Genomic DNA, 15,829 nt, shown 5'->3' with positions numbered 1-15,829 from the left:
TTTTTCACGGTGCATAACAAAAAGGCTAGGACACTATCCTAACCTCAATCCATTCATAGATTTATGATTCATTAATGATTTTAAAGCAGTCGAAAAATGAGGGGGAATGGGATACAAAAAATTGATGCTGTTGTTTTATGTCCCGTTCCCTTTTTGCGTATGTTATTGAATGCCGTGTTCTTTAGCATAAGCTTCACGTTCTGCTTCTTGTTGTGCAAAACGCTCAGGTTGTTTTTTATAAAAGTCTTGGTGGTAGGCTTCTGCTTCATAAAATTCTGAAGCCGGTAACACTTTGGTTGCAATCGCTTTGTCGTGATTGAATGTGCCCTCTAATGAAGCAATATACGATTCAGCCACTTGACGTTGATCTTCATTCGTATAAAAAATTGCAGTACGATATTGTGAACCGCGGTCTTGGAATTGGCCACCGTCATCTGTCGGATCGATTACTGAGAAGAAGATTTCTAACAGCTTTTGGTAAGAAAAAAGCGCGACATCATATTCGATTTTTACAGTTTCATAGTGCCCTGTCTCGCCTGATTTTACTTGTTCATATGTCGGATGATCGACGTGTCCTCCCATATAACCAGACTTTACCTTTTCAATGCCTTCGTTTTGATCGAACGGCTGCGTCATACACCAAAAACAACCGCCTGCGAAATATGCTGTGTTGATATTCATCTAAACATCCTTCCCTATATGAGACCTTGGTACCATTTTTATTGTTTTTACTTGATTTTTAAAATAAATTTATATAACGTTAGTGTGTATTAATTATAATACATCAGTACACAATTTTGAAGATATAAGGTTGATAAGATGAAAGAAAACAATTTGAATCGTAGCACCTCAAACTCTTCTGAGAAAACATTGAAACGTCGAAAAAAGAGAAAGATACGAAAACTGCCATTTGTGATATCGGCGTTGATCCTTATCATTCTTGTTTCTGTCGTGTATGCTGTTTCAAGTTACAAAAACGGACTTGAAGTTGCTAAGGACAAGCATCAAGCTCCAAAGATACACAAATTCAATGGTGCATCTAAAAATGATGGTAAAGCCACCGTACTCATTTTAGGTGCTGACCGTGAAGATGGTGGGGTATCACGTACTGACTCGATTATGGTTGCACAGTATGACTATATTAAGAAAGATATGAAAATCGTCTCTGTGATGCGTGATATTTATGCCGATATTCCTGGATACAATAGTTATAAAATTAATGCGGCTTATTCGTTAGGTGGCCCTGAGCTATTGCGCCAAACGTTAAAGTCGAATTTAGGAATTGATCCGGAATATTATGCCACTTTAGATTTTAAAGGCTTTGAAGCTATGATTGATGAACTTGCGCCAAAAGGTGTACCGATTAACGTAGAAAAAGATATGTCCGAAAAAATTGGTGTATCTTTGAAAAAAGGGAATCATCGCTTAAATGGTAAAGAGTTACTTGGCTATGCGCGTTTCCGTAATGACCCAGAAGGTGACTTTGGGCGTGTGCGAAGACAACAACAAGTTATGACGGCATTAAAGCAGCAATTGGTTCAACCTTCATCTATTTTCAAAGCACCGAAGCTCGCAGGTATTATGCGTGGTTATGTGAGTACCGATATGCCGGATTCAGCGATTTATCAAACAGGATTCAGTTTTATCGTTCGAGGAGATAAAGATATTAAAACCCTCAGTGTACCCGTAAAAGGCAGCTATGAAAATATTACGACGAATGATGGGGGATCAGCTTTAGGTATTGATAAAGCTGAAAATAAAAAGAGAATTAAAGCCTTTTTGGAAGATTAAAGTATCAAACGAGTCTGAGTGTTGAGCTCAGGCTCGTTTTGTATGTGCTTTGATTTTATTGGTCAGATTTACGTACGCCAGCGACACCGTAATGTTCTTTTTTCATTTCTTGAATGACTACAGAAATTGCACTACGGTCAGCATGGGTTGTACTTTCCACAGCATCTGTCACTTCTTTAACTAAATTTTTTAATTGTTCGTCACTGCGCCCCTCTAATAATTGAACTGTTACTATTGGCATCGTTCCTACCTCCTAATACTTTGCCTTTATTATACCATTTTTGCTCATAGTTGCACGATAGAATCATTACCCGGTATGATAAGAGTAAAGAAATGAAACATGGAGGGATTTTATGGGTTTTGACAACGTATTAACATCTCTAGGCATCAATGGTATGAAGGTGTTTATTCGATTAGAACAGCAAACGTTTGATGTATCTGATGCGATTGCCGGAATAATCTATTTAAAAGCGGGACAAAGTGATCAAAAAGTGAATCATATCGCCTTAACGATGATTGAAAAATATGAGAATGATGATGAAACGAGTGATTTTTCAACGATTTCACATGAATTGAATCGTTTTGAGATAGACGAAGCGTTTACTATTGATGTCGGTGAAGAAAAAGAGATTCCATTTCATTTTCACCCTGATACATTAAATTTCAAATCTGATAAAAGTCATGTTTACCTCAATACACATGTTTATATTGATTATGGTGTTGATGAGGAAACGGAAGCGGTCATTCCATATCATCGTTAATGGCGACTTTAAGGTAGGTGCGGTCCTATATTGCCGTAGCTACCTTTATTTTTATGATTAACAGAACATACATTCTTTTTATCTTGATTACAGAACAAGTGTTCGTGTATACTAAGAACATCAGGTTGATAAGTAAGGGTGAAATGTGATGTATGATTATCATTTATTAGAAGATAGGGACATTTTATGTATTGATCAAAAAGTTTTTTCGCGAGTGTGTCTTGTATTGAGAAAGGGCTCGATCCACTGACGACAAAACTCGCAGTCGTTGCAGATACGAAACGGCAAGGGTCTGTTGTACTTGCTGCGACACCTCCTCTGAAAGCGATGGGGATTCAGACAGGTTCGCGTTTGTTTGAAATTCCACATCATAATGACATTTATATTATTAATCCGAGTATGCGACGTTATTTAGAAGTGTCACTTAAAATTTCTGAAATTGCACTCCGCTATGTGCCGGCTGAAGATTTACATCAGTACAGTATTGATGAGTTCTTTATGGATGTGACGAAGAGTTACTACCGCTTCAATACGACGTTACATACGTTTTGTGAGCGTCTGATTAAAGAAATTTATGATGAAACGAAAGTGCACTGTGCGATAGGGATTGGCTCGAATATGCTGCTCAGTAAATTAGCACTGGATCATGAGGCGAAAAAGCGTCCGGATTATATTGCGGAATGGCGTTATCAAGATGTGCCTGACAAAGTGTGGGAGATTACGCCACTCAGTTCGTTTTGGGGTATTGGTAAAAAGACAGAGAAAAAATTGAATCAAAGAGGGATATTTAAAATTGGACAACTGGCACACTATCCGTATGAATATTTGAAGCGGGACTTTGGTATTTTAGGGGTGGATTGGCATCTACATGCACATGGGATAGATCAAAGCCGGATGAATGAGGCGTATCAGATTATTAATCCTTCGATATGTAAGAGTCAAATTTTGCTACGTGATTATACGTATCGTGAAGCACACGTCGTCATGCAAGAATTGATTGAAGATGTCGCCCAACGTTTGAGAGCACGTCAGCAAATTGCACGAACGATTCATTTTTCTATGGGGTACAAAGAGGGTGGCCATGTAACGAAACAGTATACGTTACATACGGGGACAAATTTAGATCAAGACATTTATAAAGAGGTGAAGCGTTTAGCGGATATGCATTGTGATCAAGGGGCGTTGTATCGGACGCTTAGTGTATCACTCACACAATTGATGCATGAGAATGAACGCAATCTAGATTTGTTTACGGATGAATTTCAACGGCTCCGTCAAGAGAAGTTGGCGAAAACGATTGATGCATTACAAGCCAAATATGGAAGAGGCGTCGTATCAAAAGCGATTTCCTTGACTGAAGCGGGTACGAAATATGGCCGCTTAGGATTAATGGCAGGGCATCAAATGTAAAAAAGCCCTGTCATGGTTATACATTAGGCTTGGAGCGCATCATCCAGGCCTAATGTTGATATAAATACCACCGTGATACTTTAACTTAAATACGTATCAAAATCAGAAAGTGCAGTTATTGCCGCGTCACGATCTTCAGCCATTTTAAAACTAATACGTAAAGCGCCGTAAATATCCTCACGCACTTCTAAAATTCGAAGGTTCCGTATAGAAATTTGATGCTGACTTAATATTTCGGTCACTTTCGAAATCATCCCCGGTTTATCAGGAATATCGACGTAAAGATCATACGTACTTTGCATTGCGCCTTTCCCTCGAATAGGTAGGCCATCACGGTACGTTTTAGCTTGGTCGAAAAATTGATATAACGCTTCCTCATGACCTTGTTCAAGCATAGCCACGGTTTCAGTAAGCTGTTGTTGTAGTTGCTTCAATGATGAGACGATATGTGTTTTATTTTCAATGGATATGTCGCGCCACATCTCAGGGTTACTACTTGCAACACGTGTAATATCTCTAAAACCCCCTGCAGCTAAGTCTTGAATTAATGGGGCATCCGCTGCGTAAAAAGCATTTAAATGAACAAGACTTGAAGCAATGAGATGAGGGACATGACTGACAACTCCTGTAATTTGATCATGTTCATCAGCAGTTAAATGAATAAAGCGCGCGCGAGTCGGTGCAAGCAGTTGTTCAATACGTTGCGCGGCCGCTTGATTTTCTGTTAACTGATGAACAAGGATATAGTAGGCATTTTCAAAGAGATGTTTTTTCGCATTCAAAACACCAGATTTATGACTTCCTGCCATGGGATGCCCACCAACAAGATGGATGTCAGCTGAGAGTAATTCCTTTTCAAATGCTTGAATGGTAGATTTTGTACTCCCTGTATCCGTGACAATTAAACCAGGTTTCGTCTTCATTTGAGGAAGTTGGTTTAAATACTGTACTGTCGTTTGTACGGGTGTCGCAAAGATAATGATATCTGCTTCTTGTAAAGTCGATTCGTAATCTGAAGATGCTTGATCGATAATGCCAATGGATAAGGCACGTTCTAATTGCTCATGATGTGCGTCATAAGCAGAAATCGTGATATCTGGATGAAAATATTGAATATTACTTGCTAAACTACCTCCTATTAAGCCTAAACCAACAAAAAACACGTGGGTCATGCTAACACCGCCTCTATTTTTATAAATATGCCATAGTTTAACATTTTAACGCGTTTAATTGCAATAGTGCTTATATGATTACGTGAGATTTTATACAATCATCGGTACAATAGAAATAAAGATGTAAGGGAGGACATAACAATGAATGAACCTGTGATTGAAACTTTAACAACACTGACTGCGATTAATAGCCCATCAGGTAATGCGGACCGTGCGATAGCCTATGTACAGCAAACGGTGGAAGCTTATGGTTATGACACACAGTTAACGAGAAAGGGTGGCTTATTAATTGAGGTGAAAGGCGACGATGATACAGCGAAAAAATGTATTACGGCGCATGTAGATACGTTAGGGGCGATGGTCAAAGAAATTTTAGACAATGGACGACTGCGTTTAGCGTTAATTGGTGGTTTCCGTTACAACGCGATTGAAGGTGAATACTGTACGATTGAAACAGCAACAGGTCAAACGTACCGAGGGACCATACTATTGCATGAAACGTCGCCACACGTTTATGCGAACAATCATGAAATTCCGCGTGATCAAGAGCATATTGAGGTTCGCATTGATGAGAAAGTGACGTCAGCCGATGAAACGCGTGCGCTAGGTATTGAGGTGGGTGATTTTGTCAGCTTTGATCCGCGTACAGAAGTGACAGCTTCAGGTTTTATTAAGTCACGTCATTTAGATGATAAAGTCAGTGTCGCAATCATTATCGAATTTTTAAAACAGTATCGTCATCGTGAGGACCGTTTACCACATACGATTCAGTTTTATATTTCGAATAATGAAGAAATTGGTTATGGCGCAAATTCAAGTATTGACCCAAAAGTTGTAGAGTTTATTGCATTTGATATGGGCGCATTAGGAGATGGTCAAGCGTCTGATGAATATACGGTGTCGATTTGTGCACAAGATGCTTCAGGACCGTATCATAAACAACTACGCCATCACCTCGTCTCGTTATGTCAGAAACACAATATCCCGTATAAAGTAGATCTCTACCCATTCTATGCCTCAGATGCTTCAGCGGCGTTAAAAGCAGGTGCAGATGTAAAGCACGGTCTTTTCGGTGCAGGTATTGAGTCTTCTCATGCAATGGAACGGACGCATTTGTATTCGATTAAAGCAGCGCAAGCCTTATTAGAAGCCTATTGTTTTTCGAAATTAGTGTAGTCGCACCACGTCTTGTTGGCGAATTGTAACGCAATACGTTAAAATGTAGAAAGACTACAAGGGTGTTTATGAGGGAAATGAAAAAGATCGTATGTCTTTTAAAGATAATGGAATAAGGGTATATCAGAAAATGTAATATCGCTAAAAGATATAAAGAGAAATAGGAGTATTAAAAATGAAGTTTACAAATTTAACGACGGCAGAATTCGGTACGTTCACGGATAGTATGCCATACAGCCATTTTACACAAATGGTAGGGAACTACGAGCTCAAGGTGGCAGAAGGTGTCGAAACACATCTCGTTGGTATTAAAGATAATCAAAACCAAGTATTAGCCGCTTGTTTATTAACTGCAGTACCGGTCATGAAAGTGTTCAAATACTTTTATACGAACCGTGGCCCTGTGATGGATTATGAAAATCAAGAACTCGTTCATTTCTTTTTTAATGAACTCGCGAAATATGTTAAAAAATACAATGCGTTATATGTCAGAGTCGATCCATACTTACCAATGTTAAAGCGTAACCATGACGGCGAAGTGATTGAACGATTCCAAAATGATTGGTTCTTTGACAAAATGACACAACTCGGCTTTGAACACGAAGGCTTTACAACGGGATTTGACACAGTGAGACAAATTCGTTTCCATTCTGTATTAGATGTTGAAGGTAAAACAGCGAAAGATATACTGAGCAATATGGATAGTTTGAGAAAGCGTAATACGAAAAAAGTGCAAAAAAATGGTGTGAAAGTGCGCTTTTTGGATGAAAATGAGTTACATATTTTCCGTTCGTTCATGGAAGAGACATCGGAAACAAAAGACTTTGTGGACCGCGAAGATGACTTTTATTATCACCGCCTCAAACACTATCAAGATCGTGTACTCGTACCTTTAGCTTACATCGATTTTACAACGTATATACCAGAGTTGAAATCTGAAGAGCAAGATTTCCACAAACAAATTGCTAAAACTGAAAAAGAACTTGAGAAACGCCCAGATAACCCAAAAGCATTGAATAAGAAGAACAATTTAATGCAACAGTTAGAAGCGAATCAAGCTAAAATTCAAGAAGCGGAACAATTACAAGCGAAACATGGTGACACATTACCGATATCAGCAGGTTTCTTTATTATTAATCCGTTTGAAGTGGTGTATTATGCGGGTGGCACAGCAAATGAATTCCGTCACTTTGCAGGAAGCTATGCCGTTCAATGGGAAATGATTAACTACGCAATTGAACACCATATTCCACGTTACAACTTTTATGGCATTAGTGGTCACTTTACTGAAGATGCGGAAGATGCTGGCGTGGTTAAGTTCAAAAAAGGTTATAACGCAGATGTCATTGAATACGTAGGTGATTTTATTAAACCCGTTCAAAAACCGGTCTATAAGATTTATACGACATTAAAACAGCTTAAAGAGAAGATTAAAAGATAAGATGAGTGAAGAGAAGGGGATTTATTGGTATGAAATTTACAGAATTAACAGTTGAAGAATACGACCAATTTGTTCAAAATCCTGCATTAGAAAGCCATTATTTTCAGGTGAAAGAAAATATTGCAACACGAGAAGCAGACGATTTTCAAGTGGTACTGTTAGGCGTGAAAGATGACAACAACCAAGTTTTAGCAGCGAGCTTATTTTCCAAAATTCCAACAGCAGGAAGTTATGTTTATTATTCGAATCGTGGTCCCGTCATGGATTATAGCGATTTAGGATTAGCCGATTTTTATTTGAAAGCATTAGACCAATATTTAAATAGAAACAAATGCTTATACGTCAAAATGGACCCGTATTGGATTTATCAAGTGTATGACAAAGACATTCATCCTATTGGCGACAAAATGCCTAACGATAAACTGGTACAGCTATTTAAGTCACACGGTTATCGTCATCATGGTTTTACAACATCCTATGATACGTCTAGCCAAGTGAGATGGATGGGTGTGTTGGATTTAAAAGGTCACACACCACAAACGTTGAAGAAGCAATTCGATAGCCAGCGTAAACGTAATATTAATAAAGCGACGAATTTTGGCGTGAAAGTAAGATTTCTTGAAGCGGATGAATTTGATCAATTTTTAGAGTTATACCGCGAAACTGAAGAACGTGCAGGTTTTGTGTCTAAAACGGACGAATACTTTAAAAACTTTATCAACACATATGGTCATAAAGCGCTCGTACCATTAGCATATATTGATTTAGATGAGTATATTACGTCGTTGCAACAAAGTTTAAATGACAAAGAAACGCGCCGTGATCAAATGATGGCGAATGAAAACAAATCGGATAAGCAAATTAAGAAAATTGCGGAATTAGATAAACAAATCGACCATGATCAACAGGAGATGTTAAAAGCAAGCGAATTGCGTAAAACGGACGGCTCTGTGTTAAACTTAGCAGCAGGTGTTTATTTTGCGAATGCGTATGAAATTAATTACTTCTCTGGCGGTTCAAGTGAGAAATACAATCACTTTATGGGACCTTACGCGATGCATTGGTTTATGATTAATTACTGCTTTGACCATGGTTATGAGCGTTATAATTTTTACGGCGTATCAGGCGATTTCACTGAGAATAGTGAGGACTATGGTGTGTATCGCTTTAAACGTGGATTCGGTGTGCAAATTGAAGAGCTCGTTGGTGACTTCTATAAACCGATTCACAAAGTGAAATATTTCGTATTTGATGTGTTAAATCGATTGCGCTCAAAAATTAAACGATAAACGAACGATAAAAAGCCCGTACTTTGTGTCATGCAAAGCGACTGGCTTTTTATTTTTGGACGAAAAATGCGCAATTGAAAGATTTTAATGGATATTTTGGCGGAAAGTAGTAAAAATTCGGATTAATTATATTTATGTTATGTCAACCTATAAAATATAATGTGGCTTTAAAACCAGTCATTTAAGCGGTTACTAGAGCAAATATTTGAAGTACAAATACATGTGTTTGAACCGTTAATATACACAGTTCAATCCCATTTTTATAGGATGTAACGTATAGATTTTATATCATGTCGTTGCAACAATGCTTTAATATGGATGATTCAGTCATTAACACCAAAATTCGTATGCATACTATGTAACCGGTTGTAATACATTTTTTTATATTTAAGCTGTGAATATCATTAAGGCACGTTATGACTGAGGATTGGGTTCAGTCAGCATCAATCTGTAGTGATATGTACGTATATGTCGTAAAAATCGTACATAAATCGCACATATATTAATAGATATGTATATATGTAATTAAAGTGCTATATATGCGTTTTATAGCAGTACTAAATTTGAATGCGGTTTTTAGTTTACATAATATATATTATAGGAAGTTGTATATAGATTATCGTTTTGACCCTATTATCTTTAATCAGCGCATCAATAGCATCATCATGTCAACATCACAAAAACCCAATGACTTAAGTATATCACTGGGTTCGTTATCATTATGGACGATGTTGTTGTTCAAAGCGTGCGCGTTCTTTCTCATACTTTTTCAATTGTCGTTTTTTGCGCCAGTCACGTGTCATAAACCATAAAATGAGACTTAAAATTAAGCTCAAGATTGCGACGAACGCTGCAAAACCTAATAAAGGTTCATAATGAATCGGTTTAAAGTTTGGCAAAATAAATGCTAAAGCACCGAGTACAATGAACATGATGATTGCTGTAATGAACCATTTGTTAAGGACAAGTGTACAAAACAATGTTAAAACAACCATGATAAGAAGTGTAATCCAAATATAGTTTGGCATGTCTAAAATGGCCATGTATGAACCTCCTTTTTGTATTTAGCCTTCATTATACTAGATTTTTAATGGCGCGTGTAATGATTTCACATGCAAAAAGATGTTAAAAAACGTTATAATGAGATTAATATATTTTCTAAGGAGGTTTTATTATGTCACAAAAACTACCACAGCGTTCAGAAGTTGCTACAGCAGAAACTTGGGATTTGACGGATTTATATCCTAATTCGGAAAGTTATGAACAAGCGCTGAAATCATTGCCGCAAGAAGCTCAAGCATTTAAAGCGCAATACGAAAACCAACTCAATACTGTCGAAAATATTGAAAAAGGTTTAAATACATATGCGCAATTGCTCGTTGAATTAGAACGTGCGGGTAACTATGCGGAACTTCTCCATAGTGTCGATACATCAGATGCTGAAAGACAACGTTTAAACGCCCTATTTTCTACACAATATGGCAAAGTTTTAAGCCAATTGACATTTGTAGAGTCAGAACTATTAAATCTCGATGATGCTGTGATGCAACAAGCGATTTCAGAGTTAGGTTATGGCTACTATTTAACACAATTACAAAAGAAAAAGCCGCATCAATTGCATCCTAAAGCTGAAGAAGCACTTGCAAGTATGTCAACAGCTTTAGATGTGCCCTATGATATTTATGGTGTGACTAAAATGTTAGATATTGATTTCGGTACATTTGAAGTCAACGGTCAAACATATGACATGGATTATACGACATTTGAAGGTTATTACGAAGATCATGACGACACAGCGCTTCGTCGTGCAAGTTTCCGTCATTTTAGCGATACGCTTAAAAAGTATGAACATACGACTGCTGCAGTGTATAATGCGCAAGTTCAACGTGAAAAACTTGAGGCTGACTTGCGTGGTTATGATTCTGTCATTGAGTATTTATTGGAAGAACAAGATGTTACTTTAGAAATGTATCACCGCCAAATTGATTTAATTATGTCCGACTTAGCGCCAATTATGCGTAAGTATGCGAAACTTGTTCAACAAGCGAATGGTTTAGATGAACTCAAATTTGAAGACTTAAAAATCTCTATCGACCCTACTTTTGAACCAGAAATTACTATTGAAGAGTCTAAAAAATACATTTTTGGTGCATTAGATGTATTAGGTTCAGAATATGTCGACATGCTGCACCAAGCGTATGATGCGCGTTGGATTGACTTCCCGCAAAATAAAGGAAAAGAAACAGGTGCTTATTGTGCAAGCCCTTATGCATCACATAGCTACATCTTTATTTCGTGGACAGGTAAAATGACTGAAGCGTTCGTCTTAGCACATGAACTGGGCCATGCCGGACATTTTACATTTGCCCAAAAGCATCAAAATTACTTACAATCTGATGCGTCTATGTATTTTGTTGAAGCACCATCGACAATGAACGAAATGTTAATGTTAAATTACTTATTTAAAAACAGTAATGATGCGCGTTTCAAACGTTGGGCGATTGCTTCGATTATTTCTCGTACGTACTATCATAATATGGTGACACATTTACTTGAAGCTGCATATCAACGCGAAGTATATCAACGTGTCGATCAAGGTGAATCACTTAGCGCCCCTACTTTGAATGCGATTAAACGACAAGTCATCGAACAATTCTGGGGAGATACTGTGATAATTACAGACGGTGCGGAATTAACTTGGATGCGTCAACCACATTACTATATGGGCTTATACTCATACACATATTCTGCTGGTTTAACTATTGGTACGATAATGGCACAACGTATTAAAAATGAAGGTGAGCCTGCAGTTCAAGATTGGTTGAACACACTCAGTGCAGGTGGAAGTAAGTCCCCTGTGGAATTGGCACAACTTGCAGGTATCGATGTTACAACAGATCAACCACTTAAAGATACGATTGCTTATATTGGCGAATTAGTGGACGAATTAGAGTCATTAACGACTGAAATTTAATATAGAATGAAACCCCTGATTACACATCATCGTGCAATCAGGGGTTTTTAATGTCATGTTTATTTCATTGAAGAACGATTTTGTTTGGGTGATCGACGTAATAAACCAAGTCCTAATAGACTGAGTAAACCACCGAAGATCAAAGCAGATGATTGTGACGATGATTCACCTGTTTCAGGCAACACTTCATCAGTTGTTGATGATTGTTCTGATGCCGTCATTTTGCTATGCCCTTTTTCAGTTGATTCGTGCTGAGGCATAGTTGATGGTTGAGATGGCTTGCGCTCACCTGGTTGCATTTCTTTTGGCATTTCTTTTTCACCAGGGTTCATTGGCTCAGGTTGTGGCGCATCCGGTTGTTTAGGTTCCGGTTTTTCCATTTCTTCTGGGTTCATCGGTTCAGGTTGTGGAACGTCCGGTTGCTTAGGTTCTGGTTTTTCCATTTCGCCTGGCTTCATTGGCTCAGGTTGTGGTACATCCGGTTGTTTAGGTTCTGGTTTTTCCATTTCATCCGGCTTCATCGGCTCAGGTTGTTCGTTTTCTTTAGGATCTTTTGGCTCAGGCTGAGGATTCCAATTTTCTAATGGGAAGAATCCCGCATCAATCGTCATATCGTCGTGAGTAACATCGATATGAGCGATTAAGCCGTCAGAATCTTTTGTAGTATCAGCTGTTGTATGTCGACTTGTTGCTTCATAGCCTTCTGGTACAGCAAATTCAACAATGTACTTGCCTTTTTGAACATTAGTGAACTGGTAGTGGCCATTTTCGTCACTAGTTGTTGTACTCACTACAGTGCCATCAGCCGTTTTAAGTGTGATAATAACCCCTTCAAGACCACGTTCACCTTCGTTTTGTACACCATTATGATCTTCATCACGCCATACAAAGTCACCAATTGTATACGTTTCATCTTGTTGTTTTGGATTCCAATTTTCTAATGGGAAGAATCCAGCGTCAATCGTCATATCATCTTTAGTAACATCGATATGAGCGATTAAGCCGTCAGAATCTTTTGTAGTATCAGCTGTTGTATGTCGACTTGTTGCTTCATAGCCTTCTGGTACAGCAAATTCAACAATGTACTTGCCTTTTTGAACATTAGTGAACTGGTAGTGGCCATTTTCGTCACTAGTTGTTGTACCCACTACAGTGCCATCAGCCGTTTTAAGTGTGATAATAACCCCTTCAAGACCACGTTCACCTTCGTTTTGTACACCATTATGATCTTCATCACGCCATACAAAGTCACCAATTTGATACGTAGCAGGCGCTTCTGGTTGAATGTTGAACTTGTAGTTGTTCTTTGGCGTTAATAAATCAATCACAAGTGGTACTCGATTGCCCTTTTCCGTTTTTGGTTTCTCAACGATAGTGTCTTCTTCAAATGTCATTGTATCGTCATGTTGACCGAATTCAGATTCAAGTTCAGTGAATGTATCAATTTGAGATGATTCTTCAATTGTATCCATTGCACCGTCATGTTGACCAAATTCAGATTCAAGTTCAGTGAATGTGTCAATTTGAGATGACTCTTCTATCGTATCCATTGAGATGTCATCGTACTGACCGCTCACATTAGGATTCATTTCATCCTCGAACTCAATCAACAAGCCATCAGTTGTGTACTCCATCGTGTCCTCTTCTGTTGTATGGTCAGAAAAGGCACCTGTTAACATGCCAGTTGTCGTATCTTCGTCGTATTCAACGACATCGGAGTGATGTACCGTATCTTGTTCACCATAGTTTGTGTCTTCTTCAAACTCTATCACTTCATTTGCATGATTTGACGGTGGGAACGTCGTTGTTTCCTCAAAATCAACAGGTTGTGTATCTTCCATTGTCTCAATGACTGGAGAAGTATTTTCACCACGGTCCTCACCAGACTGTGAAAGTGTATTTAATACAGCACTATCTTCAATCACTTCTAAAACTCCAGTTTGTTGGAAAGTCATTACAGGAGAATAAGTAACAGTATTTTGACTTGTTTCGACTGTTGGACTGAACCCATAAGTTGGCGGTATAGGTTTGTCGTTCCCTTCCCCACTCGCGTTGTTAGAATAGAAAGCAACCCCATTATCCCATGTTAGATTGAAAGAATTACCATACCCCCAATATAAATAGTCGGTATGTTGATTTAAGTTTTGGTAACCTGTTGCATTTGTTCTAAAAGAAAAATCTTTCGCATTACTGTCATAATGCCCTTTATAAACTATCACATAAGGGTGTTTGCCTTCCATATCAAAATTGATTTGATATCCAGAACTGTTGTTGCTGCTTATACTTACTTTGGAAGTGATGTCATTAAATTGCTGGTTATCATTAACATTAGCGTAAACGCTTTGTGGGAGATTCCCGCTACCAACGAACTCATAAACTTTAACTTCACCTGGTTTACCATTTTGTTTTGCCCCATTTATAACAGTTCCTACGATCGATACTGATGTTAATTTATTCTTGTTAGGATTAAATGTCGCATAATGTGTGAATGATTGATCTGCTTTTGATAATTCATCAAGACGACCGTTTAATGTAACACCAGCCGCATTTTTTACGCCGTCAATGTATTTAATGTTGAAATTTTGATTAGTTGTAGTTTGTCCTAAAGTCGATGAAACAGTAATATCACCTTCATCTTGAACCTTTGCGGGGTTAATGAATAGATTTAATGACAATTTACCTTTTAAATTTTCTTTTTGATTTACATAGTCCATAAAACGGTAGCGGACACGATTGTTTTCATTAATTTCCCCGTAAGCAATAATTTGATCATTTTTTTGACTATCCATAATGTGTGGGACTTTTCTAACTGTTGATATCCCATTAGTGTCGACATTGTCACTTAATTGAAAGTCAAAATAATCTCCCGCTTTGATGCCGTTGTCAAATGACCAATTATAATTTAATGTAACACGTTCAGCGTTGTGTGGGTTGACTGCATTTGATTGACGATGATTTGTCGCATTAATCTTTTTATCTTTATTTTGATTTGCAGTAATTGACGATGTTTCTACTTTTACCTTACTCGTTACATCTGTTCCAGTTTCCACATTAACTTCCTTCATATCCACTGGTGCAGTGACTTCTTGTGCTTGTCGTGGTGAAGTTTGTTGTTTACCTGTTGTAGGTGCAGCTGTTTGAGTAACAGGCTTTTCCACGTGTGATACAGGTTGTGCAATTTCTGTCACTTCTGCTTCAGTTTTTGTAACTTCTTGTGTGCTTTCAGGAACTCTAACTTCTTTCGCATTTTCATTTGCTACTGGTGTTGCTTCTTTCGCGACTTCAGTTAAAGCAGGTGTTGCTTCTTGTGTATTTTCAGCTACTGGTGTTGCTTCACTGACTGCTTGTTCTACTACATCAGATGCTCCTTCTCCCTCAGTTTTCATCTGTTCCTTTTCGACATTTTGTGCTTGTGTTGTTGGGCTCACTTCTGAAGCGTCAGCATCATGTGCTTGCCCTACAATAAATAATGTCCCTAATAAGAATGACGCCACGCCAAGTTTATGTTTTCGAATACTATATATGTTTTTATTTGTAATCAATTTCTTTACCTCTTTATCTCTTTATCTCTTTATCTCATGTTTCATACAACATTTATAAACACATTAATCGCTATTATATATTGTTCTGTTTTAAACGACAATATAAAAAAATATGAGTTAATAAATATTTAAGGATTTAAAAAATTAGTTGACTGGGATGAACTAAGTAAATTTTAGTGTAGGAATGTTATGGTAGTAAGGTTTTTTAGCATTTGTGTGGGTGTTTAAGATCAAAAAAAGACTCGCCACTTAAGGCAAGCCTCCCATGAATCA

11 protein-coding genes and 1 pseudogene are annotated in these 15,829 nt (G+C 37.8%); 7 read left to right on the top strand and 5 right to left on the bottom strand.

Going from position 1 to position 15,829, the window contains the following annotated elements; translation table 11 throughout:
* Positions 1 to 162: 162 nt before the first annotated feature.
* Positions 163 to 681, bottom strand: coding sequence for a peptide-methionine (S)-S-oxide reductase MsrA (gene msrA, locus EL101_RS07770; RefSeq protein WP_096596318.1), 519 nt, complete (start codon positions 679 to 681; stop codon positions 163 to 165).
* Between the two features lie 138 nt (positions 682 to 819).
* On the opposite strand from msrA, the gene EL101_RS07765 reads away from it, so the two are divergent.
* Positions 820 to 1,791 (top strand): LCP family protein, encoded by a 972-nt coding sequence (locus tag EL101_RS07765; protein WP_096596317.1) that lies wholly within the window; start codon positions 820 to 822, stop codon positions 1,789 to 1,791.
* 55 nt (positions 1,792 to 1,846) lie between these two features.
* Here the strand turns inward: EL101_RS07765 and EL101_RS07760 are convergent, their stop codons facing one another.
* The gene (locus tag EL101_RS07760) at positions 1,847 to 2,032 is read right to left on the bottom strand and encodes a 2-hydroxymuconate tautomerase (RefSeq protein WP_019166547.1); all 186 of its coding nucleotides are present in this window, start codon (positions 2,030 to 2,032) and stop codon (positions 1,847 to 1,849) included.
* Between the two features lie 112 nt (positions 2,033 to 2,144).
* Here EL101_RS07760 and EL101_RS07755 point away from each other — a divergent pair, with 112 nt between their 5' ends.
* A complete protein-coding gene (locus EL101_RS07755) occupies positions 2,145 to 2,552 on the top strand; it encodes a sporulation protein (protein WP_096596316.1) in 408 nt (135 codons plus the stop codon).
* A gap of 148 nt (positions 2,553 to 2,700) precedes the next feature.
* Positions 2,701 to 3,962 (top strand): annotated as a pseudogene (locus EL101_RS07750) (Y-family DNA polymerase).
* 80 nt (positions 3,963 to 4,042) lie between these two features.
* Here the strand turns inward: EL101_RS07750 and EL101_RS07745 are convergent.
* Entirely contained in the window at positions 4,043 to 5,134 is a 1,092-nt protein-coding gene (locus tag EL101_RS07745) for a prephenate dehydrogenase (RefSeq protein ID WP_096596314.1), read from the bottom strand.
* A gap of 141 nt (positions 5,135 to 5,275) precedes the next feature.
* Between EL101_RS07745 and EL101_RS07740 the strand changes: the two genes are divergently transcribed.
* From EL101_RS07740 to EL101_RS07730, 3 genes are all read left to right on the top strand, one after another.
* Positions 5,276 to 6,310 carry a M42 family metallopeptidase gene (locus EL101_RS07740; protein WP_096596313.1) on the top strand — a complete coding sequence of 345 codons (1,035 nt, stop codon included), beginning with the start codon at positions 5,276 to 5,278 and terminating at the stop codon, positions 6,308 to 6,310.
* A 175-nt stretch (positions 6,311 to 6,485) separates the two neighbouring features.
* Positions 6,486 to 7,751, top strand: coding sequence for an aminoacyltransferase (locus tag EL101_RS07735; protein WP_096541254.1), 1,266 nt, complete (start codon positions 6,486 to 6,488; stop codon positions 7,749 to 7,751).
* Between the two features lie 29 nt (positions 7,752 to 7,780).
* The gene (locus EL101_RS07730; protein WP_096596312.1) at positions 7,781 to 9,040 is read left to right on the top strand and encodes an aminoacyltransferase; all 1,260 of its coding nucleotides are present in this window, start codon (positions 7,781 to 7,783) and stop codon (positions 9,038 to 9,040) included.
* Positions 9,041 to 9,759: 719 nt separating this feature from the next.
* Here the strand turns inward: EL101_RS07730 and EL101_RS07725 are convergent.
* Positions 9,760 to 10,083, bottom strand: a complete 324-nt coding sequence (locus tag EL101_RS07725; RefSeq protein ID WP_096596311.1) for a hypothetical protein — start codon at positions 10,081 to 10,083, stop codon at positions 9,760 to 9,762.
* A 131-nt stretch (positions 10,084 to 10,214) separates the two neighbouring features.
* Between EL101_RS07725 and pepF the strand changes: the two genes are divergently transcribed.
* Entirely contained in the window at positions 10,215 to 12,014 is a 1,800-nt protein-coding gene (gene pepF, locus EL101_RS07720; RefSeq protein WP_096596310.1) for an oligoendopeptidase F, read from the top strand.
* A gap of 59 nt (positions 12,015 to 12,073) precedes the next feature.
* Here pepF and EL101_RS07715 read toward each other — a convergent pair whose 3' ends face one another.
* The gene (locus tag EL101_RS07715; RefSeq protein WP_096596309.1) at positions 12,074 to 15,556 is read right to left on the bottom strand and encodes an SdrD B-like domain-containing protein; all 3,483 of its coding nucleotides are present in this window, start codon (positions 15,554 to 15,556) and stop codon (positions 12,074 to 12,076) included.
* Positions 15,557 to 15,829 lie beyond the last annotated feature (273 nt).

Origin of the sequence: Staphylococcus delphini (genome assembly GCF_900636325.1) — a bacterium.
Lineage (GTDB): Bacteria > Bacillota > Bacilli > Staphylococcales > Staphylococcaceae > Staphylococcus > Staphylococcus delphini.
The sequence above is the reverse complement of the archived record's forward strand: the minus strand, read 5'-3'. Positions and strand labels throughout refer to the sequence as shown.